A 22,077-nucleotide genomic window follows, 5' to 3' on the forward strand; every position below is an offset into this window, starting at 1 on the left:
CCCCGAGTATGGGATGTCCAGCCAGCATGTACGACGACGGCGCCTAAGAAGGCCTGAAGAGTAGGGCGGAGACTCGACAGGATGGCCGCACGCGAACTGACCGCGAACAGGCGTGCGGCACCTGCCTGTGGCGCGCCCGAACTTCCCTTACCCTCCCGTAAACAGAACACGCGGGGAGATAGGCGTGAGTCTCCCCACTTAACCGGGTAACCTTCCTCACTTAATCCATGTGCTATACGCGCGCAGGCCGCCTAATTCCTGCTCTTGCTAGCGTCGAGAGTTGCCCTCACCCGGCGAAGACAACAGCGAGACCGCCACCAGCACTCCTACGATGCGAGGTACGAGACCGATATGAGTACGCCGCCCGAAACCGGCGAGCCCACGCTCGACGACGAACACAGTAAGCGCTCGGCGCCCGGATCCGCTCCGCCGGAGCCTCCCCCCGGCACCGACGCCGCACCCGAGCCGCGGACACGGGTCAACTGGACCGTCTTCATCGGCTCCGCGGCAGGTGTCCTCGGCATCGCGCTGTGGGCCATCCTCGACCGGGAGTCGGCAGACGCGGTGATCGGAACCGCCGTGGCATGGGTGGGCGAGACCTTCGGCTGGTGGTACTCGCTGATCGTCGTTGCGGTCCTGGCCTTCGTCCTCTTCGTAGCCGTCTCCCGGGTGGGCAAGACCCGGCTGGGGCCGGACCATTCGCGCCCGACCTTCAACATCTTCACGTGGACCGCGATGCTCTTCGCCGCGGGCATCGGCATCGACCTGATGTTCTTCTCGGTCGCGGAGCCGGTCACCCAGTACCTGGCACCGCCCACGGGCGACGGCTCCACCGTCGAGGCCGCCCGGCAGGCCGTGGTCTGGACCCTGTTCCACTACGGCATCCTCGGCTGGGGTCTCTACGCCCTGATGGGGCTGGCACTGGGCTACTTCGCCTTCCGGCACAACCTGCCGCTGAGCATCCGCTCGGCGCTCTACCCGATCCTGGGCAAGCGCATCCACGGACCGGTGGGACACGCCGTCGATATTGCCGCCATGCTCGGCACCATCTTCGGCATTGCCACCAGCCTGGGCATCGGCGTCGCCCAACTCAACTACGGCCTGAGCTTCCAGTTCGGCATCCCGGAGAACACGGTGGTGCAGATCGCCCTCATCGCCGTCGCGGTGCTGATGGCGACCATCTCGGTGCTCACCGGGATTGAGAAGGGCATCCGCCGGCTGTCCGAACTCAACGTCGTCCTGGCGATCTCGCTGATGGTCTTCATCCTGATCACCGGCTCCACCCGGTTCCTGCTGGACGGGATCGTGACCAACATCGGCGACACGCTCTCCCGCTTCCCGTCGATGGCCCTGGACACCTTCGCCTACGACCGGCCGGACGACTGGCTGAACGGCTGGACGCTGTTCTTCTGGGCCTGGTGGATCGCCTGGGCGCCCTTCGTGGGCCTGTTCCTGGCGCGCATCTCGCGGGGACGCACGCTGCGCGAATTCGTCATCGGCGTGCTGGTGGTGCCGTTCGCGTTCATCCTGCTGTGGATCTCGATCTTCGGCAACAGCGCCCTCGAGATCGTGATGAGCGGCAACACCGCCTTCGGCGAGGTGGCCATGAGCCAGCCGGAGCGCGCCTTCTACGGTCTGCTGGAGCAGTACCCAATGGCCCCGCTCAGCGCCGCGATCGCCACCTTCACCGGGCTGCTGTTCTACGTCACCAGCGCCGATTCGGGTGCCCTGGTGATGAGCAACTTCACCTCGTACCTCAAGGACGCCGATTCCGACGGCCCCAAGTGGCTGCGCGTCTTCTGGTCCGTCGCCACCGGGCTGCTGACCCTGGCGATGCTGCTCGTGGGCGGGGTGCCCACGCTGCAGAGCGCCACCGTCATCATGGGCCTGCCGTTCTCGGTGGTGCTGGTCTTCATCATGCTGGGCCTGTACAAGGCGCTGCGGCTGGAGACCGCCCTCGCGGACAGCTACCAGGCCGGCCTGCACGCCGTGCTGAACTCCCGCACCAACGTGCCGCACGGGGCGGACGGCCGCCGCGGCTGGCGCCAACGCCTTGCCCGGGCCATGAACTACCCGGGCCGCCGGCAGGCCCAGCGCTTCGTGTCCGAGGTTGCCGTTCCCGCGCTGTCCGACGTCCGCGCCGACCTCGCCGCCCGCGGGCTGGAAGCCACGCTGAAGACCAGCACCGTGGAGGCCTTCGGGATCGACACCGCCGACCTCTGCGTGGAGCTCGACGGCGAACGCACCTTTAAGTACCAGATCTATCCCGTGCAGAACGATGTCCCGTCCTACGCGCGCTCCTCCGCCGCCGGCGGCAAGTACTACCGGATCGAGGTGTTCTCGCTCGAGGGCAGCCACGGCTACGACCTCATGGGCTACAGCAAGGACGAGGTCATCGCGGACGTGCTGGACCACTACGAGGTGCACCTCGAGTTCCTGCACCAGCACCGCGCCACCCTGCCCTACAGCACCGCCGCGGAAAACGTTCCGCCCAAGGCGGACTGGGAAACCGACTACGACACCGTCGACGAACCCGTCGCCGCACTTCCGAAGGAGACACCATGACCACAACCGCCTCCACCTTGTTCATCAACGGCGCCTGGGAGGCGGCCGCCTCCGGCGCCACCCGCGAGATCCGCAACCCGGCCGACGGCCAGGTCGTCGCCACCGTGTCCGAGGCCGGCCGGGCCGACACTGAGCGGGCCATCGCCGCGGCCCGCGCCGCCTTCGACTCCGGAGTCTGGGCGGCCGTCCCGGCGCCCGAGCGCGGCGACTTCCTGCTCAAGGTGGCCGCCGGGCTGCGCGAACGCCGCGAGGACTTCGCCCGCGCCGAGTCGCTGGACACCGGCAAGCGGATCATCGAAAGCCGCATCGACATGGACGACATCGCCGCCTGCTTCGAGTACTTCGGCAAGATCGCCTCGCAGCAGGCCGGCCGCGTGGTCGACGCCGGGGACCCCGCCGTCGTCAGTCGGATCGTCCACGAGCCGGTGGGCGTCTGCGGCATGATCACGCCCTGGAACTACCCGCTGCTGCAGGCCGCGTGGAAGATCGCGCCCGCGCTGGCCGCCGGCTGCACCTTCGTGCTCAAGCCCGCCGAGCTCACCCCGTCCACGGCCATCCTGACCATGGAACTGCTCAAGGACCTGGGCCTCCCGGACGGCGTCGCGAACCTGGTCACCGGCCCCGGCGCTGAGGCGGGCGCACCGCTCTCCGAGCACCCCGACGTCGACCTGGTCTCCTTCACCGGCGGCCTGGTGACCGGCAAGGTGGTCGCGGCGGCCGCCGCCGGCACCGTGAAGAAGGTGGCCCTGGAACTCGGCGGCAAGAACCCGAACGTGGTGTTCGCCGACGCGGACTTCGACGCCGCCGTCGACAACGCGCTGAACGCAGCCTTCGTCCACTCCGGGCAGGTCTGCTCCGCCGGCGCGCGCCTGCTGGTCGAGGAGTCGATCGCGGAGCGCTTCGTGGACGAGCTTGTCCGCCGCGCCGAGGGCATCCGCCTGGGCGGCCCGTTCGACGAGGCCGCCGAAACCGGGCCGCTGATTTCGGCCGCACACCGGGAGAAAGTGGACGCCTACGTGAAGCGCGGCGTGGAGGAGGGCGCGCGGCTGCGCTGCGGTGGCGCCGCCCCCGAGGGCTCCGAGTACGACGACGGCTTCTACTACCTGCCCACCGTCCTGGACCGCGTGGAACGGGGGATGTCCGTCGTCGTGGACGAAGCCTTCGGCCCGGTGGTCACCGTAGAGACGTTCCGCGACGAGGACGAGGCCGTGGCCACCGCCAACGACACGATCTACGGCCTGGCCGGAGCCGTCTGGACCCAGGACGCCGGCAAGGCCCAGCGCGTGGCCGGCCGGCTGCGCCACGGCACCATCTGGATCAACGACTTCCACCCCTACCTCCCGCAGGCCGAATGGGGCGGCTTCGGCCAGTCCGGCGTCGGCCGCGAACTCGGCCCCACCGGTTTGGCCGAGTACCAGGAAGCCAAGCACATCTACCAGAACACCAGCCCGCAGGTGACCGGCTGGTTTGCTGACCACGGCAAGGAGAACTGATGCACATCGACATCGTCGAGAACCTCATCGATCGGGAATTCGACTACATCGTCGTCGGCGGGGGATCCGCCGGCGCCGCCGTCGCCGCCCGCCTGAGCGAAGACCCCGCGGTGTCCGTGGCCTTGGTCGAGGCCGGCCCTGACGACCGCGGCGTGCCCGAGGTCCTGCAGCTGGACCGCTGGATGGAGCTGCTCGAATCCGGCTACGACTGGGACTACCCGATCGAGCCGCAGGAGAACGGCAACTCCTTCATGCGCCACTCCCGGGCGAAGGTCATGGGCGGCTGCTCCAGCCACAACTCCTGCATCGCCTTCTGGGCCCCGCGCGAGGACCTGGACGAGTGGGAGTCCAAGCACGGCGTCACCGGCTGGAATGCCGAGGACGCCTACCCGCTGTACAAGCGGCTGGAGACCAACGAGGACGCCGGCCCGGATGCCCCGCACCACGGCGACTCCGGCCCCGTGCACGTCATGAACGTGCCGCCGGTCGACCCGACCGGCGTCGCGCTGCTGGATGCATGTGAACAGGCCGGCATCCCGCGGGCCAAGTTCAACGACGGCACCACCGTGGTCAACGGCGCGAACTTTTTCCAGATCAACAGCCGGGCCGACGGCACCCGCTCCTCCAGCTCGGTGTCCTACATCCACCCCATCATCGAGCGCGAAAACTTCACCCTGCTGACCGGCCTGCGGGCCCGCCAGCTGGTGTTTGACGCGGAGAAGCGCTGCACCGGCGTGGACATCGTGGACTCGGCGTTCGGCCGGACGCACCGGCTCTCCGTGCGGCGCGAGGTCGTGCTGTCCACCGGCGCCATCGATTCGCCGAAGCTGCTGATGCTCTCCGGCATCGGCCCGGCCGCACACCTCGCCGAGCACGGCATCGAGGTCCTGGTCGACTCCCCCGGCGTCGGCGAACACCTGCAGGACCATCCCGAGGGCGTGGTCCAGTTCGAGGCGAAGCAGCCGATGGTTGAGACCTCCACCCAGTGGTGGGAGATCGGCATCTTCACGCCCACCGAGGAGGGCCTGGACCGGCCGGACCTGATGATGCACTACGGTTCGGTGCCGTTCGACATGAACACCCTGCGGCACGGCTACCCCACCACGGAGAACGGCTTCAGCCTCACCCCGAACGTCACGCACGCCCGCTCGCGCGGCACCGTCCGGCTGCGCAGCCGCGACTTCCGCGACAAGCCCATGGTCGATCCCCGGTACTTCACCGACCCCGAGGGCCACGACATGCGCGTGATGGTCGCCGGCATCCGCAAGGCCCGCGAGATTGCCGCGCAGCCGGCGATGGCCGAGTGGGCCGGCCGGGAACTCTCGCCGGGCATCGAGGCGCAGACGGACGAAGAGCTGCAGGACTACATCCGCAAGACGCACAACACCGTCTACCACCCGGTCGGCACCGTGCGCATGGGCCCCGACGACGACGCCATGTCGCCGCTGGACTCCGAGCTGCGGGTCAAGGGCGTCACCGGCCTGCGCGTCGCCGACGCGTCCGTCATGCCCGAGCACGTGACGGTCAACCCGAACCTGACCGTGATGATGATCGGCGAACGTTGCGCCGACCTCATCCGCGGCAGCCGGGCTGCGGAAACAACGACGGCGACAGCCGGCTCCGGCGCGGCGCACGCCTGATCTGTGGTTCAGCGAGGGTGGCGGAAGCAAACACTGCTTCCGCACCCACTGGTTGCGACAGCTGTCCCAGCTTCTACCACTGAGGATCATGCTCGTGCTCGACAGCACAAGGCCTTTTGATTGCTCTTGCTACCCTGTGAGGCGAGAGAAATTCGAGTCGATTACCGTTGTTGTCCCATAGGTAGAACCGGCGCATACCCGGGAAGTTGTCATCCCACTCGGGGGTATGCCCATGAGCTTCTATTCGCCGGGCCAGTGCATCGATGTCCTTCACGAGGATTCCGGGATGCGCCTTCCGCTGAGGACGGAAATTCTCCTCTATTCCTAGATGAATCTCTAAGTTATCGGAGCGCACCCACAGCCCGCCGCGGGCAGCCAGTATCGGTGGCTTTTGCACCTCCGTGAGCCCGAGGACTTCGACGTAAAACTTTCGGCAATCATCCTCACCGCCCGGCGGCAGTGCGAGCTGAATGTGGTGTAACCCGAAACCGAAGTCAGTGGCTTGAGGTTTTGCCTCGTATGGTTCGGTGACCATGCCCCCTCTTTCCCGCAGTACGCGTCGTCCCTGTGAACTTACCGCGGTCGGAGTAACCATCCATCAGGAACACCAGAATTTCTCCGGTATGAACAACGGACCGCAGCAGGTTCACTTCAAGAACTTGGACATGCGCCGGTCGGCCAGCAGCTTCCCGCCCGTCTGGCAGCTGGGACAGTACTGCAGCGAGGAATCGGCGAAGGACACTTCCCGAACCGTGTCCCCGCACACCGGGCAGGGCTCGCCGGTTCGGGCGTGCACGCGCATGGCCTTGCGCTTGGAGTCCTTCAGCTGGCTGGCCGGTCGGCCGGAGGCGTGGGCAATCGCCGACTCGAGCACCTGGTGCATCGCCCAAAACAGGCGCTCCACGTCCTCGGCGTCCAGCTTCGAGGCGTTGGCGAACGGGGAGAGCTTCGCCGCGTGCAGGATCTCGTCGCTGTAGGCATTCCCGATGCCCGCGATCGCCGACTGGTCCCGCAGCAGGCCCTTGATCTGTCCCGAGTGGGAGGCGAGCATCTCCGCGAAAGCCGCGTGGTCGACGTCGAGCGCGTCGGGTCCGAGCCGGGCGATGCCCGGCACGTCCATCGGGTCCTTGACCACGTAGGCTGCCAGGGATTTCTTGGTGCCGGCTTCGGTCAGGTCGAATCCGGGCTGGCCGGCGCCGTCGGCAGCGGCGAACCGCACCCGCAGCGCAATGGGGCCCTTGCCCGGCCTCAGGGGTTCGGGCTTCAAGGCATCCGACCAGCGGAGCCACCCGGCCTTGGCCAGATGCATCACCAGGTGCGTCTGTCCGGCGGTGATGACGATGAACTTTCCGCGGCGCGAAACCGCGGACACCGGCTCTACTGCCATCGTCTCCGGCGGCACGTCCGCCGTTTTTAAGACGGAGAAGGAGAGCACCTCCACCTTGGCCACCTGGGCCGGCGGGGCGTCGGGCGGGATGAGCTTCAGCCGCAGGAAGTCGACGAGTCCCTGCACTTCCGGCATCTCGGGCATGCACACACCCTAGTCCGGCGCAGCCTCACGAGCTAAGAACGGTCGTCCGAAATCGGGAGCGGCGGCCCCAATAATTCGGTCTGGTTTTCCAAAGAAGCCATGAGGCGGCGCAGCGTCCGTGCCAGATGGGGCTTTTCATCGTCCACACTCGCGATCAGCCCTCGTTCGAAGGCGTAATGCTGTGGCAGGTATTCATCCAACCGCTTCAAACCGTCCTCGGTCAGTTGGACGGCGACCGACCGGCGGTCGGAGGCTGAGGGAACCCTCTGTACCCACCCGTCGGCGGCCAGTCGTTTCAAGCGTCCTGAGATACCGGCTGATGACACCAGCATTTCGCGCTCCAGCTGTCTCGGGGTGCGGGAATATGGGCTGCCGGCGCGGCGCAACGTCCGCAGCAGTTCAAAATCGCCCAGGTTGTCGATTCCCTGCACGGTCCGCAGTTGGCGCGCTTGCGCCTCGTCCAGCAGCCGGCCTAGGCGGTGGATGCGGGCCAAGATGTCGCCGGGGCCCACGTCTAGATCCGGCCAGGCCCGCGCCCACTCTTCGGCGGCCTGATCGACTGCGTCCGCCTCCACCTCGTTTTTCCTCATGAGGAAAGTATGCCATCGTTATGGATAGCTCGCGAGCGAGCTATCCATAAAGGAAGACAGGGGAAGCATGAATTCGATCGCGAGCTACACGGACAACCCGCAATCGGCACCCGCCCACGTGGCGACACGGTCGAAAGGCCGGCTGGTGGTGGACTGGATGACGTCCACGGACCATAAAAAGATCGGCTACTTGTATCTGATCTCGTCCTTCATCTTCTTCTGCATCGGCGGCGTCATGGCCTTGGTGATCCGTGCCGAGCTGTTCGAACCGGGGATGCAGATCCTGCAGACCAAGGAACAGTACAACCAGCTGTTCACCATGCATGGGACCATCATGATGTTCATGGTGGGCACGCCGCTCTTTGTCGGCTTTGCCAATGCCATGGTGCCGCTTCAGATCGGGGCGCCGGACGTGGCCTTCCCGCGGCTAAATGCGCTGGCTTTCTGGTTTTTCCTCTTTGGGAGCCTGATCGCGGTAGCCGGATTCGTCACGCCCCAAGGGGCAGCCTCGTTCGGCTGGTTCGCCTATGCCCCGTTGTCCAACACGACGTTTTCGCCGGGCGTCGGCGGGGATCTCTGGGTCTTCGGCCTCCTGCTGCAGGGCTTCGGTACCATCTTGGCCGCCGTGAACCTGATCACGACGATCCTCTGCATGCGGGCACCGGGCATGACCATGTGGCGCATGCCGATCTTCACGTGGAACGCGCTCATCACTTCGATGCTTGTACTGATGGCTTTCCCGCCGCTCGCGTCCGCCCTCGCAGCACTCGGCTCGGACCGGCGCTTCGGATCGCACATCTTCAATCCCGAAAACGGCGGCGCCCTCCTGTGGCAGCACTTGTTTTGGTTCTTCGGCCACCCCGAGGTCTACATTCTGGCCCTGCCGTTCTTCGGAATCTTCTCGGAAATCTTCCCGGTATTCAGCCGCAAACCGATCTTCGGCTACAAGGGACTCGTGTATGCAACCATCGCCATTGCCGCCCTCTCGGTGACGGTCTGGGCGCACCACATGTACGCCACCGGCTCCGTGCTGCTGCCGTTCTTCGCGTTCATGACCATGCTGATCGCGGTGCCCACCGGCGTGAAGTTCTTCAACTGGATCGGCACCATGTGGCGCGGCTCGATTACCTTCGAGACACCGATGCTGTGGAGCCTGGGCTTCCTGGGCACGTTTCTCTTCGGTGGCCTGACCGGGGTGATCCTGGCCTCGCCGCCGCTGGATTTCCATGTCACCGACACCTACTTTGTGGTGGCGCACTTCCACTATGTGGTGTTCGGGTCCGTGGTCTTCGGCATGTTCGCCGGCTTCTACTTCTGGTGGCCCAAGTGGACCGGCAAGATGCTCAACGAGCGTCTGGGCAAGGTCCACTTTTGGATGCTGTTCCTGGGCTTCCACGGCACCTTCCTGGTCCAGCACTGGCTGGGCGTGACGGGAATGCCGCGCCGCTACGCCGACTACCTGCCCGAGGACGGGTTTACCGCCATGAACCAGTTCTCCTCGGTGTCGTCGCTCCTGCTCGGCGCTTCAATGATTCCGTTTCTGTGGAACGTCTACTCAACATGGCGTAAGGGCAAGAAAGTCAGCGTGGACGACCCCTGGGGCTTCGGCAGCTCGCTTGAATGGGCTACGTCATGTCCGCCGCCGCGGCACAACTTCACTTCGCTGCCTCGAATCCGCTCCGAACGGCCCGCCCTGGACCTGCACCACCCCGAACTCGCCCTGCGCCCAGACCGGGAAAAGGTTGCAACATAGCTTGCCATTCGCCTGCATGGCGTCGCGTCCTCCCGAGCGCTGCCGGGAGGACGCGACGCCCGGTATAGGTGAGGCAAGAATCCGCCAGACGTCGAACGGCAGCCCTAGTCGGCGAGCTCAACGACCTCGAACTCGAGCAGCTCCGACCCACTGGCCACTGGGGTCTTCGAGCCGTGATCGCGGGGCGCACGGTTGTCGCGCCAGTTCTCGAAGTCCTCACGCGTGGCCCACTGGGTGTACACGAAGTAGCGGTCTTCGCCCGCGACGGGACGCAGCAGTTGGAAGCCCTCGAACCCCGGAGCGGAGTCGACGGCGTGCTTGCGTGCGGCGAAGCGCGCCTCCAATTCGGTGCCCGAGCCTTCGGGGACCTTGAGCGCGTTGATGACGACGATGGACACGATGCTGCTCCTTTCGGGTCCGAACCGCCCGGACCATCACGCGTCCACGCTATCGCGTCAGGGCCTTTTTGTTGCCGCGCATGCGTACGTTACCGCTACGACCGACCAAGGCGGGCTTTCAGGAAGCCCGGAAACCGCTCGTTGGATTTAGTGATTCGCTGCACATAGGCTGCGTCCAAGGGCATGACGCCGGGCCGGCGCGGCCGGTCACCAGGACTGACCGCTTGGTTCGCGAAGTTTGAGGAGCAGACGAGTGACGGGCAAGCAGAAGACGGTTCTCGAGGCGACGCTGGAGATGTTCCGCGCACACGGGATGACCACGATTTTCGGCAATCCCGGGTCGAACGAGCTTCCGTTCCTCGCCGGCCTGGGCGGGGACTTCGACTTCGTCCTCGGATTGCACGAGCAGGTGGTCGTCGGGATGGCGGAGGGCTATGCCCGGGCCACGGGCAGGCCGGCGCTGGTGAACCTGCATGCCGCCTCCGGCTCGGGCAACGCCATGGGCGCCCTGACCAACGCCCACTACGGGCACATCCCGATGGTCATCCTCGCCGGCCAGCAGGTCCGCCGCACCGTCGGACAGGAGGTGATGCTCGCCAGCGCCGACGCCTCGGCCCTGCCGGCGCCGCTGGTCAAGTACTCGCACGAGCCGCTGGCCGCCGCCGACGTGCCACGCACCCTGTCTCAGGCCGTGTTCGAAACCTGCACCCAGCCCCGCGGACCGGTCTACGTCTCGGTCCCCCTCGATGACTGGGCCGAGCCCGCCCTCGACGACGACGCCCTGCTCACCGACCGCTCGGTCGCCACCGCCGGCGGCCTCACCGAGGACCTGGCCCGGGAACTGATCGCCGCGATCGACGGCGCCAAGAACCCGGCCCTGGTCGTCGGCCCGCAGGTGGACGCGGCCGCCGTCGAAGACCCGGGCGTGTTCGATGCCGTGGTGGCTCTGGCGGAGAAGGCCGACGCCTCCGTCTACGTCGCCCCCTCCCCCTCCCGGGGCCCGTTCCCAACCACCCACCCGAACTTCGAGGGCGTCATTGTCCCGGGCATCCAGTCGGTGCGCGACCGGCTCGCCGGCCACGACGTCGTGCTCGTCCTCGGCGCCGCCCTCTTCCGGTACCACCGCTGGGAACCCAGCAACTATCTCGAAGAAGGAACCCGCGTCATCCACCTCACCCAGGACCCGCGCGAGGCCACGCGGGCGCCATTCGGCCGGTCCGTCGTCGCCGACGTGGCAGGGGCGACCAAGACCCTGGCCCGGGGCGTGAAGGACCGCGGCCGGCGGCGCGGCGAACCGGGCACCCGGGAGCTGCCGGCGGCCAAGACCTCCCCGGACGGCATGACCGGCACCGAAATCCTCGAAGTCCTCAACACCCACGTCAACGACACCGTCGCCTACGTCAACGAGACCACCACGCTGGACCTGGACTACCTCGAGCGCATCGCGATCGACCGGCCAGGCATGTACCACTTCCCGGCGTCGGGCGGGCTGGGGTTCGGCCTGCCCGCGGCCGTGGGCATGTCCCTGGGCGCCCCGGAGAAGACCATCGTCGCGACCGTGGGCGACGGCTCCGCGAACTACGGCATCACCGCCCTCTACACCGCGGCCCGGCGGCAGACGCGGACCGTGTTCGTCATCGTCAACAACTCCGGCTACGGCGCCCTCGCCGGCTTCGCCCAACGCATGGGCGTGCCCGACGTCCCCGGACTCAAGCTCGGCGGCATCGATTTCGTCTCCATCGCCGAGGGCTACGGCGTCCCCGCCGAACTCGCCACCACCCGCGAAGAATTCGAAGCCGCCTACCAAAAGGCGCTTGCCGCCAACGGCCCGATCCTCATCGACGCACAGGTGGCCACCGGCTGACCCGCCGTCGGCCTGGCTACCGCACACCGCCTACTTGAGCTCGATCTCGACGAACACAAAGTCGTCGTTGGACTCGTTGACGACGTTGTGTTCGCTTCCCGCCTTGCGCGTGTAGGAAACGCCGGCGGTCAACTGGCTGGCCGACGCCCCCTCGCTGGTCTCCAGGGTCAGGGTACCGGTGCTCATGGGGACCACGACATAGTCCACGGGATGCACATGCCAACCGGTTTCCGCGCCCGGAGGAAAACGCCACTCCGTGACCGTCACCCGGTCGTTGTCGATCTGAACGGTGGCCACCGCGGGCGGGCGCCCACCCGTCTGTTGGTCCACGAAACCAGTCTGCACGTCGCGTTGCATGTTTCTCCTTCGGTCAGGAAATGGCTGTTCGTGGCCACCCTATCCGGCGCCTCGCCCACCCTGCAGCAGCCCTCCACGCCGGCGCCCCTCCCCTGGTCAAAACAGGGTAGGCCGGCCTCTACCGAAGGGGGTTTTGAGCTTCTACCATTTTCTCTACTGCTCCATTGCGGGGAAGGAGGGGTGTGGGATCCATCGTCAGGAAATGCTCCCCAACGCCCCGCCCGAAGGCTGCGCGCGGATGCATCCGTCGCTTGGATTTCCCGCATAACGCATCATGTGGCCCTTTCGACGAAACAGGTTTCAACAGGTCGATTTCGACGAGCTGATGGCGTCTGCCCGTCGTCCGAAGAAGAAGCTCCGGCGTCGGCGCCTCGACTTGTGGCTGGTGAGCGTTGCCGTGGCGGCCCTAGGGGCCGGGGCGATCGTCGCACCCGCGGCGGTGGGCGTGTCCGCCGTCGGCAATTCCGTCCTGGACATGTGGCAAGACCTGCCGACCGATCTGCCGGTGGAGCGACCGCTGCCACAGCACACCGTCCTGCTGGACAAGGACGGCAAGGAATTCGCCCGACTCTACAGCGAGAACCGGATCGATGTTGAGCTGGACCAGGTGTCGGAGGCCTTTAAGGAGACCCTGATCAACACGGAGGATGCCCGCTTCTACGAGCACCGCGGAGTCGATCCCCTCGGCATCACCCGCGCGCTGATCAACAACGTCACCAGCCAAGACGTCCAGGGAGCTTCCACCATTACCCAGCAGTTGGTCCAGAACATCCTGGTCAACCATGCCCGCAATGAAGAGGAAGACAAGGTCGCCGTCGGCGATACCTATAATGCCAAGCTCCGCGAGATGAAGTATGCCGTCGCCCTGGAAAAGCAGCTGCCCAAGGACGAGATCCTCACGCGCTACCTGAACGCGGTCTATTTCGGCAACCGGGCCTACGGCGTGGAGGCCGCCGCCCGTGTTTACTTCAGCACGACGGCGGCGAAGCTCGACCACGCGCAATCCGCCCTGTTGGTCGGCCTGCTCAAGGCGCCTGTCACCTACGACCCGTTCACCCAGCCGGACGCGGCCAGCGCGCGGCGGAACACCGTGCTCCAGGTGCTGGAAAAGGAGGGAGTCCTGTCAGCCCGCGAGGCACAGACCGTCCGCGAGGCCCCTCTTGGCGTAAAGCGCGGCTCGGTGCCGTCCAGCTGCGGCGGGTCCAAGTATCCGTTCTACTGCGAGGTGGTCCGCGAAGAAATCCTGGGCAACCCGGCCTTCGGCAAGACAGCCGACGCCCGGCAGGAGCGCTTCTACCTGGGCGGCCTGACACTGACAACGGCGCTGGACCGGAAGGCCGCCGACGCGGCCCAGAAGGCAGTCAAGCGGGCGCTCGGCAACGACAACCGCGCGGCCCTGGGAACCGCGATCGTCCGGCCGGGCAAGGGGCACGTGGTCGCCATCGCGCAGAACCGTGCCTGGGGCGAGGGTGACGGCAAGACCCAGGTTGTCTACGCCAAGCACGCCTTCCAGGTCGGTTCGGCCATGAAGCCAATCGTGCTCGCCGCCGCACTTGAGCAGGGCATCCCAACCTCCCAAAAGTTCAAGGCGGACGGCCCCTACCGCTCAAAGAAACTGGACAATCCGAAGGGCGGCTACATCAACTACGACAACGAGGACTACGGAGTCATCAATGCGTACCAGGCGATCCGTGCCTCGGTGAACGTCTACTTCATCAAGCTCGTCGAACGCGTCGGGGTCGTCAAGGCCGCCGAAATGGCCAACACGCTGGGCATCACCTCCATCGACCCCAAGAAGCTTGGCGGCAGGGAAGGTTCCATTGCCCTGGGCGCCTACGAAGTCAACCCGCTGGAAATGGCCAACGCCTACGCCGCCTTCATGGGCGACGGCACGGTGTGCCGCCCCGTCACGGTCATCAAGGCAGTCCGCACCGGCACCGACGAAGAGCTGCCGGTCCCCGATCCCGGCTGCCACCGCGCCATCGATCCGAAAGTCGCTGACACCGTCGCGGACGCACTCAAAGAACCCTTCAACCCGAGGGGTACCCTGGGACCGCGCCTGGAGCTCGACGGCAACCGGGAGGCCGGCGCGAAAACCGGAACCACCAACGACTTCGCGGCCAACTGGATCGTCGGCGGCACTCCCCAGCTCACCGCCGCCGTCTGGCTCGGCGATCCCCGCGGCGGCGCAGAATACCCGCTCACCCGCCTCACGGCCTACGGCAACACCTACACCGACCTGACCGGCTCGGAAGTCGCCGCCCCGGTCTGGAAGGAAACCATGGACGGCGCGCTCAAGGGCGAAAAGAAAGTCCCGCTGCCCGAAGCCCACCGCTCGATGACCAAGTAGACGCCGACCAGGGCTGGTATCAGCACTGTTGGACGATGGTCACGGCGTTAAGGCACGACTTCCAACGGGAATTGTTGTTCATCCATCCACGTCAGGACCCTGTCCCAGTGTCCGGCCTGCGGATCGATGAGCTGGACGTGGTCCATGCCGGACTGAACGCATAGTTCGATGTGTACACCGTGTGTCCGGGCCTGCCGGACGAAGTCGCGGGTGTGATCCAGAGGCACGCGTACGTCAGCATCGCCATGCACCGCCAAGGTGGGGATGGAGCGCGGCCGCTGCCGCACCGGCGATGCATCACGGTACAAATCGTGGCGGCCAGCGCCGTAGTATTCGACGACGGCACCTTCCGCCAGGTTCTCTTCGTATGTTCGTGCCACGTCTGTCACGGGCGCCAGCACAACCAGCGCGTCAACTGGCGCGCGGGTCAGCAGGACCAATTGCCCGCCCACCGAATGGCCGATGGCAACCCGCGGTCCGGGCAGTTCCTGCGCCCACGCACTATCGGTGACCGCACGGATTGCCGCGTCAACGTCCTCGTGCGGTTCGGGCCACTCGCTCTCTGCCGCTCCGCGCCGGTATTCGATGTTCGCCACCGCCCACCCACGGGAAGTCAGGTCGGCCGCCATTGGCTCCATCAGCGAGGCGTCGAACTGGGCACGCCAATAGCCGCCGTGCACCAGCAAAGCTAAACCGACAGGTGTAGCATGGCCGGCTGGATTCCAGCAAACGACGTGCTGGGAGGCGTCCGGCCCGTAGTAGATCGTCTGGATTTTTTCAGCGAGTGTGCTCACTTAACCTTCCCTTTCGCCCTGCTCGCACTGGTGGATAAAAGATGCGGATGACGGTTGGCCCGGGCCGTTGCCCGGGCCAACCGTCATCAGTCACCAGGGACCTTAGCCTGCCAGTGCGGGCTGAGCCGGACGCAATGGCTTCCAGCGTAGATGCGAGTTGTCCTCTGACTCGTTGACCTCCCGCATCAGGGAGAGTCGCGGGCGGACCGCATCCGTGCGCGCGCTCGGCGGTTTGCGGCGTCCAGCCCGGAACTGTGGAATCCACGCAACGCCGTCGCCCCGGTAGTTTTGCTCCGCAGCTGCGTGCAGCGTCCAGTGCGGGTCATACAGGTGTGTCCGTCCCAGAGCGATCAGGTCGGCGCGTCCGGCCAGCAGGATCGAGTTCGCGTCGTCGTAGGTGGAAATCGCCCCCACCGCGATAACAGCGATGCCCGCGGGGACTGCGACTTCCTGACGGATTCGGTCCGCGTACGGCGTCTGGTAGCTGCGACCATACTGAGGCTTCTCCCCCTTGGCGATCTGGCCGGTGGATACATCGATTCCATCGGCGCCGTGGGCCGCAAACGCCTTGGCGATCTGAACAGCTTCATCCAGCGTATTGCCGCCGTCGATCCAGTCTGTCGCGGAGATGCGCACAGTCAGCGGTTTCTCCGCCGGCCACGCAGCCCGCACCGCGTCGAAGACCTCCAGCGGGAAGCCCAGCCGGTTGTCCACACTGCCGCCGTACTCGTCCGTTCGGTGGTTGGCCACCGGAGACAGGAATGAGGAGAGGAGGTAGCCATGCGCCGCGTGTACTTCCAGGAGGTCGAATCCGGCCTCGTCTGCCCGCTGTGTGGCGGCGACAAAGTCTGCCACGACCTTATCCATCTGGGCACGATCCATTTCCCGGGGAACCTGATTGTCCGGTCCGTAGGGCAGCGGCGATGGGCCGATGACCTCCCAGTTGCCCGATTCCAGCGGCTGATCGATGCCTTCCCACATCAGCTTCGTTGACGCTTTGCGGCCGGCGTGGCCGATCTGGGCGCCGATCTTGGCGTCGGAATGCCCGTGGACGAACTCGGTGATGTCTTTCCATGCGTCGCGCTGTTCGTCCGTGTAGAGCCCGGTGTCGCCCGGGGTAATACGGCCTTCTGCCGAGACGCAAACCATCTCCGTCATGACGAGGCCGGCGCCGCCCATGGCCTTACTGCCCAGGTGCACCTTGTGGAAGTCCGCCGGCATCCCATCGATGGCGGAGTACATGTCCATGGGCGAGACCACGATGCGGTTCTTCAGCTCCAGGCCGCCGATGCGGTACGGCTGGAACATAGCCGGCGCGACCGATTCCAGACCCTGCGAGCTGGCGAAGTGTTCCTCCACCTTCAGTGCGAATTCGGGGTCCCGCAACCGCAGGTTGTCCTGCGTGATGCGCCGACTGCGGGTGAGCAGGTTGAAGGTGAACTGGACCGGGTCCTGCCCGGTGTATTGGCCCACGCGTTCGAACCACTCGAGTGACGCCTGCGCGGCGCGTTGGGTAGATTCCACCACTGGCCGCCGCTCGGTTTCATAGGCTTCCAGCGCCGTCTCCAGATCCTGGTGTTCGTGGAGGCATGCCGCCAGGGCCAAGGCATCTTCCATGGCCAGTTTTGTGCCGGAGCCGATGGAGAAGTGTGCGGTGTGCGCAGCGTCGCCGAGCAGCACCACGTTGCTGTGCCGCCAACTGCTGTTGCGGACGGTGGTGAAGTTCAGCCACTTGGAATTGTTGGCCAGTACCTGATGGCCCTCGAGCTCGTCAGCGAATATCTCCCGAATCTTCGCGATCGCTTTCTCATCGGAGACGCCGGGGGCAAATACCTCGTTCTCGGTTTCATCGAAGCCGGCAGCGCGCCAGACGTCCTCGGGCATTTCCACGATGAACGTGGAGCCCTGATCGGAGAACGGGTAGCCGTGGATCTGCATGACCCCGTGCTCGGTCTCTTTGATAAAGAACTTGAAGGCTTCGAAGACCAGATCGGTACCCAACCACATGAATTTGTTCGGCCGCGGGTCCAGATTGGGGCCGAACGATTCGGCGTACTTCGAGCGGATCTGGGAGTTTACCCCGTCTGCTGCCAGCACCAGATCATAGCCGGCTTCGAGTTCCTCCACCGGGGGTGCCAGGGTTGAGAAGCGCAGGTCCACACCGAGTTCCGCACAACGGTGCTGCAGCAGTTCGAGCAGTTCTTTACGGCTCATGGCAGCGAAACCTTGGCCGCCCACGGCGATGGTTTCGCCCTGGTAGTGAATGTCGATGTCGGACCAGCGGGCGAATCGGCGGCTCATATACTCGGCCACCACCGGATCCGCGTTGCCGATCCCGCCCAGGGTTTCGTCCGAAAAAACCACGCCGAAACCGAAGGTGTCATTAGCCGCGTTGCGCTCCCAGACAGTCACCTCGTGCGCCGGGTCCAACTGCTTCATCAGGGCTGCGAAGTACAGGCCGCCGGGGCCGCCTCCCACAATTGCGATTTTCATGTCTGTTGTCCTTCCGGTCTGGTCTAAGCCGGGCTGCCGGCCAGGTCTGCCCCTTGGCCAGCCTGCTCGCGGAGTTTGAAGTGCTGAAGTTTTCCGCTGGGGTTGCGCGGCAGCTCGGTCACGAACCTGATGTCCCGCGGGTATTTGTAAGGCGCGATGGTTGCCTTGACGAAGTCCTGGATGTCCTTGCGTGTGGCGTCGTCGCCGACCGCACCGTCGCGCAGCACCACGAAGGCGCAGACCACGCTGCCGCGTTCCGGATCCGGCCGACCGATCACGGCGTTCTCCACCACGTCCGGATGCTGGTCGATCGCCGCTTCCACCTCGGGGGCCCCGATGTTGTAGCCGGACGAGACAATCATGTTGTCCGACCGGGCTTGGTAGACGAAGTAGCCTTCCTCGTCGCGCAGAAACGTGTCGCCGGTTATGTTCCATCCGTTCTGCACGTAGTTTGCCTGCCGCGGGTCGTCCAGATAGCGGCAACCGGTCGGGCCGATGACGGCCAGCTTCCCGGGCTGGTTGACCGGGGCTTCGTTGCCATCGTCGTCCAACACCTTGGCACGAAAACCCGGGATCGCAATCCCCGTGGCGCCGGGGCGGATGTCGTCTCCGGCGGCGGAAATGAACACATGCAGCATTTCGGTGGAACCGATCCCGTTAACCAGGGATAGCCCGGTGGCCTCATGGACCGCCTCCCACGTCTCCCTTGGCAGATGCTCTCCTGCCGACACCGCAATGCGCAGCCCACGGAGGAGGTCCGCCCGACCTTCCTTCAGGATGGCGCGGTACGCCGTGGGGGCCGTGAAAAGCACCGTAGCGCCGGCATTGGCCGCCTGTTCCGCCAACTGCACCGGGGTGGCACGTTCGGTCAGGAGCGCGGAAGCACCAAACCGCAGCGGGAAGACCACCAATCCGCCGAGCCCGAAGGTAAACGCCAGAGGCGGAGATCCCGCGAACACATCGTCGGCGGTGGGTTGCAAGATGTACCGGGCGAACGTATCCGCGTTAGCCAGGATGTCGCGGTGGAAGTGCATGGTGATCTTGGGTGTGCCGGTGGTACCCGAGGTCGGCCCAAGCAGGGCAATGTCGTCCGCCGCTGTGGCAACGTCGTCGAATTCGCCGCTCTTAGCAGCACACCGGACTATGAGGTCATCGGGGTCGTCCGCCCCATAGGTCATGACGGCGATGCCTTCCCCCACCGCCTCAGCAAGTCCATCAGCAAAGCGAGCATCAGTGATCGCAGCCGAGGGACGCGTCAACTGGCAGATGGTGGCAACTTCACTGGCGCGCAGCACCGGCATCGTGGTGACGACGACGGCACCGGCCTTGAGCACGCCCAACCAGGCGGCCACCAGCCACGGGTTATTGGGGCCGCGCAGCAGGACACGGTTACCCGGCACCACGCCGAAATCCTCGGTGAGCACCTGCGCCACCTGGTTGGCCCGCTGCTGCAGTTGGCCGTAGCTCCAGGTCTGGCCGTCCGGAGTATGCAGGGCGGGGCGCTCGCCCCCGAAGGCGGCTACGGCCTCATCGATGAGCGCCGTGGCAGCGTTGAGTCGGTCCGGATACTGCAGTTCGGGAAGGGTGAATTCCAGGATTGGCCACTGCTCGGCGGGAGGCAGGTGGTCGCGCGTGAACGAGTCCACATGAGCTGACGGGGAAAGCTCCATGGCGTTCCTTTCGGAGAGAAGAATGGGCGGGGAGACGGAAGAGCGGGCTAGTCGGGCAATGTGGAGGCACGTGGATGACCACATGCCTCCGCCAGGCTCAGCGCCCTGCGCGGATCATGCCTTCTTGCGCAACCGTGGCCAGCAGGCGGCCGTCGCGGTCGAAGAACCTGCCGGTGGCCAGCCCGCGGTTGCGCTGACCGGAAACCGCTTCCTGGGCGTACAGCACCCAGTCGTCCAGGCGACCGTCGCGGTGGAACCACATGGAGTGGTCGAGGCTGGCGGTCACGAGTCCGGGTTGGGCCCAGTACTGGCCTTGCGTCCGCAGGATCGGCTCCAGGATGGTGTAGTCGCAGACGTAGGCCAGCGCGGTGCGGTGCAGGTCCTGAGTGGCACGCTCGTCGACTTGATCAGGCAGTTGCCCAAATGCCTTCACCCACACAGCTTGCTGCGGCACCTGTTCGCCCTCGATCTCCACATACACTGGGCCGGGCACGTGCCGCATGTCGAAACTGCGTCCCCGCGACCAGTAGGCAGCGGCGTCGCCTTCGACGCCTGCCAGCACTTCGGCGGCACTCCGCAGCGAATCCGGGTCTACGCAAGCCGGCATGTCCGGCTGGAATTCCGGACCGTCCTCGGGCACTTGGAAGGAACCCATCGCGGCGAACACGGTCTTGCCGTCCTGCCAGCCCCGCACGCTGCGGGTGGAGTAGCCGCGACCGTCCCGCAGCTTCTCCACTTCGTAGCGGACCACGGCCCCGATATCCACCGGGCGCATGAAGTAGCTGTGCATCGAATGCAGCTGCCGGTCCTCGCCCACCGAACGCATCATGGCCGCTGCGGCTTGGGCCACCATATCGCCGCCGTAGGCCTTCGGCCACGGCACGTACTGGGTGGTCGCCTCGTAGGCCTCGTCGTGGACTTGAGGTTTAACGGCGGTCAGTTCGACGGCGCGCAGGAAGGTCTCGGCCGTCGGCGCCAGGCTTCCCTCAACGGTTACGGTGTCGGTATTCATGCCCGGCGGTATCCTTCCAACGTCTCGTCCGGAACGTCGTCCAGGTTGACCACAATGTTCTCGGGCGTGCGGGCCGTAAGCCAGACCAGCTCTTCTGTGACGGACATGTTCGCTTCCACGTGCGGCATGAACGGCGGCACGAAGACCCAGTCGCCGGCCGTCATGTCCACAAACTCGGAGTAGTCCTCGCCGAAGTAGATCCGGCCGTGGCCGCGCAGCACGTAGCCACCGGTTTCGGCTTCGCCGTGGTGGTGGGGCAGCGAGCGGTAGCCGGGAACGTTCGAAACCTGTCCGAACCAGATCTTGGTGGCCGGCGTGTGCTGGATCGAGACGCCGGAGACGCGGACGCAATCGCCGGACTGGGCGGTGTTGGTGTCCTCGCTGCCGGATTTGGTGACGACCGGGACCACTTTCCCGTCCGCGCCGGCATACACCGAGTTGTCGCCCTCGGTGCGGTATTCGGTAGCTGCTTCAGTCATGTCGCTCCTCTGTCATAGGGGTGGGGTTGGGAAAGGCGCCTCAGCCGCGGGCGGCCGGCTCCGCCGTTGTTGTTCCGGAAAGGGCCGGTGCCGGTTCCCGCAGGCCTTCCGCGGGCTGGATGCGGATCAGGTTCGTCAGGCGGCCGATGCCGTCGATCTCGGTGGTGAGCACATCGCCGTCGGCCAGGAAGCGCGGCGGAACCATGCCCATGCCCACTCCCCCGGGTGTGCCCGTCAGGACCACGTCTCCCGGGCGCAGCGTGGTGAACTGCGAAATGTAGGACAGCAGCCTGGCCGGACCGAACACCAGAGTGCGGGTGTGGCCGTGCTGTACCAGCTCGCCGTTTACGTAGCCGCGGACCTCCACGCCTGTTCCGTCGAATTCGTCGGCGGTGACCAGCACCGGTCCCAGCGGCGTGCTCGCGTCGAAAGCCTTGCCTTGGAACCACTGCAGGGTCCGGCGCTGCCAGTCCCGCATCGAGACGTCGTTGGCCACGGTGTAGCCGGCGATGGCGGCGGCGGCCTGGTCTTCGTCGGCTCCGGTCAGGGTGGCCCCCACGACCACGGCCAGCTCGGCTTCCCAATCCACGTTCTCACTGCCGACCACGCTGAGTTGGTCCTCCGGACCGGCCAAGGTGTCCGCGAATTTGGCGAACAGCGTCGGATACTCGGGCAGCTCACGCCCCATCTCCTGGATGTGGTCGCCGTAGTTCAGGCCGCAGCAGATCACCTTGCCCGGCCGCGGCACTACCGGCGCCAGGTCGCCGACCCGGGACCGGACGACGGCGGCGCTCGCGGCGGTGCGCACCGCCTCCTCGGCCTGGGCGCGCCAGCCCGGCATCGCCAGCAAGGCTCCCACATCGGACGCCGGCAATGGCACATAGGCGCCGGCCGTCGTTTGGACGGCAGCCGTGGTGCTGCCTGGTCCGGTGCGCAAGGTGGCCAGTTTCATGCGGTCTCTCCTTCGTATTTCGATGTGTCGACTTTTTTACGGCCGTCACATATGCTCAACGTACACGATCAGAACGATCCGCACCAGAGTTTTTTCCAAAAACCGAAGAAACCGATCTACCAACGCCAGGAGAGAA

17 protein-coding genes are annotated in these 22,077 nt (G+C 65.9%); 6 read left to right on the plus strand and 11 right to left on the minus strand.

The genetic code is table 11. From position 1 onward, the window contains the following. The first annotated feature begins 351 nt into the window (after positions 1–351). From betT to AC5RV3_RS10895, 3 genes are read left to right on the plus strand one after another with little or no spacing between them, the layout of a single operon-like run. Positions 352–2,565, plus strand: a complete 2,214-nt coding sequence (gene betT / locus AC5RV3_RS10885) for a choline BCCT transporter BetT (protein ID WP_494122138.1) — start codon at positions 352–354, stop codon at positions 2,563–2,565. Further along, on the plus strand, positions 2,562–4,058 hold the full coding sequence (locus tag AC5RV3_RS10890) for an aldehyde dehydrogenase family protein (RefSeq protein WP_494122139.1): 1,497 nt from the start codon (positions 2,562–2,564) through the stop codon (positions 4,056–4,058). Before betT ends, AC5RV3_RS10890 begins: the two co-directional genes overlap by 4 nt. Further along, positions 4,058–5,698 carry a GMC family oxidoreductase gene (locus tag AC5RV3_RS10895; protein WP_494122140.1) on the plus strand — a complete coding sequence of 547 codons (1,641 nt, stop codon included), beginning with the start codon at positions 4,058–4,060 and terminating at the stop codon, positions 5,696–5,698. Before AC5RV3_RS10890 ends, AC5RV3_RS10895 begins: the two co-directional genes overlap by 1 nt. A 73-nt stretch (positions 5,699–5,771) precedes the next feature. Here AC5RV3_RS10895 and AC5RV3_RS10900 read toward each other — a convergent pair whose 3' ends face one another. The 3 genes from AC5RV3_RS10900 to AC5RV3_RS10910 all read right to left on the minus strand — a co-directional run bounded on the left by AC5RV3_RS10900 (position 5,772) and on the right by AC5RV3_RS10910 (position 7,819). Beyond that, the gene (locus tag AC5RV3_RS10900; RefSeq protein WP_494122141.1) at positions 5,772–6,233 is read right to left on the minus strand and encodes a VOC family protein; all 462 of its coding nucleotides are present in this window, start codon (positions 6,231–6,233) and stop codon (positions 5,772–5,774) included. A gap of 111 nt (positions 6,234–6,344) precedes the next feature. Further along, positions 6,345–7,229 carry a DNA-formamidopyrimidine glycosylase family protein gene (locus AC5RV3_RS10905; protein ID WP_494122142.1) on the minus strand — a complete coding sequence of 295 codons (885 nt, stop codon included), beginning with the start codon at positions 7,227–7,229 and terminating at the stop codon, positions 6,345–6,347. Between the two features lie 32 nt (positions 7,230–7,261). Further along, positions 7,262–7,819, minus strand: coding sequence for a MarR family winged helix-turn-helix transcriptional regulator (locus AC5RV3_RS10910; RefSeq protein WP_494122143.1), 558 nt, complete (start codon positions 7,817–7,819; stop codon positions 7,262–7,264). Positions 7,820–7,886: 67 nt separating this feature from the next. On the opposite strand from AC5RV3_RS10910, the gene ctaD reads away from it, so the two are divergent. Next, positions 7,887–9,572, plus strand: a complete 1,686-nt coding sequence (gene ctaD / locus AC5RV3_RS10915) for an aa3-type cytochrome oxidase subunit I (protein ID WP_494122144.1) — start codon at positions 7,887–7,889, stop codon at positions 9,570–9,572. A 104-nt stretch (positions 9,573–9,676) separates the two neighbouring features. On the opposite strand, the gene AC5RV3_RS10920 is transcribed toward ctaD, so the two are convergent. Beyond that, positions 9,677–9,970, minus strand: a complete 294-nt coding sequence (locus AC5RV3_RS10920) for an antibiotic biosynthesis monooxygenase family protein (protein WP_494075798.1) — start codon at positions 9,968–9,970, stop codon at positions 9,677–9,679. Between the two features lie 253 nt (positions 9,971–10,223). Between AC5RV3_RS10920 and mdlC the strand changes: the two genes are divergently transcribed. Further along, complete coding sequence (gene mdlC, locus AC5RV3_RS10925; RefSeq protein ID WP_494122145.1) at positions 10,224–11,834, plus strand: benzoylformate decarboxylase; 1,611 nt, start codon at positions 10,224–10,226, stop codon at positions 11,832–11,834. Positions 11,835–11,864: 30 nt separating this feature from the next. Here mdlC and AC5RV3_RS10930 read toward each other — a convergent pair whose 3' ends face one another. Continuing rightward, a complete protein-coding gene (locus tag AC5RV3_RS10930) occupies positions 11,865–12,191 on the minus strand; it encodes a cupin domain-containing protein (RefSeq protein WP_494122146.1) in 327 nt (108 codons plus the stop codon). Positions 12,192–12,576: 385 nt separating this feature from the next. On the opposite strand from AC5RV3_RS10930, the gene AC5RV3_RS10935 reads away from it, so the two are divergent. Next, entirely contained in the window at positions 12,577–14,541 is a 1,965-nt protein-coding gene (locus tag AC5RV3_RS10935) for a transglycosylase domain-containing protein (RefSeq protein WP_494122147.1), read from the plus strand. 47 nt (positions 14,542–14,588) lie between these two features. Here AC5RV3_RS10935 and AC5RV3_RS10940 read toward each other — a convergent pair whose 3' ends face one another. From AC5RV3_RS10940 to AC5RV3_RS10965, 6 genes are all read right to left on the minus strand, one after another. Continuing rightward, positions 14,589–15,335, minus strand: coding sequence for an alpha/beta hydrolase family protein (locus AC5RV3_RS10940; protein WP_494122148.1), 747 nt, complete (start codon positions 15,333–15,335; stop codon positions 14,589–14,591). Positions 15,336–15,437: 102 nt separating this feature from the next. Then, positions 15,438–17,828: a bifunctional salicylyl-CoA 5-hydroxylase/oxidoreductase gene (locus AC5RV3_RS10945; protein WP_494122149.1), complete on the minus strand. Its 2,391-nt coding sequence runs from the start codon at positions 17,826–17,828 to the stop codon at positions 15,438–15,440. Between the two features lie 23 nt (positions 17,829–17,851). Next, positions 17,852–19,498: an AMP-binding protein gene (locus tag AC5RV3_RS10950; RefSeq protein WP_494122150.1), complete on the minus strand. Its 1,647-nt coding sequence runs from the start codon at positions 19,496–19,498 to the stop codon at positions 17,852–17,854. A 97-nt stretch (positions 19,499–19,595) separates the two neighbouring features. Next, positions 19,596–20,510, minus strand: coding sequence for an acyl-CoA thioesterase (locus tag AC5RV3_RS10955; RefSeq protein WP_494122151.1), 915 nt, complete (start codon positions 20,508–20,510; stop codon positions 19,596–19,598). Then, a complete protein-coding gene (locus AC5RV3_RS10960) occupies positions 20,507–20,989 on the minus strand; it encodes a cupin domain-containing protein (RefSeq protein WP_494122152.1) in 483 nt (160 codons plus the stop codon). Before AC5RV3_RS10960 ends, AC5RV3_RS10955 begins: the two co-directional genes overlap by 4 nt. A 40-nt stretch (positions 20,990–21,029) precedes the next feature. Then, positions 21,030–21,941, minus strand: a complete 912-nt coding sequence (locus AC5RV3_RS10965; protein ID WP_494122153.1) for a fumarylacetoacetate hydrolase family protein — start codon at positions 21,939–21,941, stop codon at positions 21,030–21,032. Between the last annotated feature and the right edge of the window lie 136 nt (positions 21,942–22,077).

It is taken from the genome of Arthrobacter sp. Y3221114 (assembly GCF_059092625.1).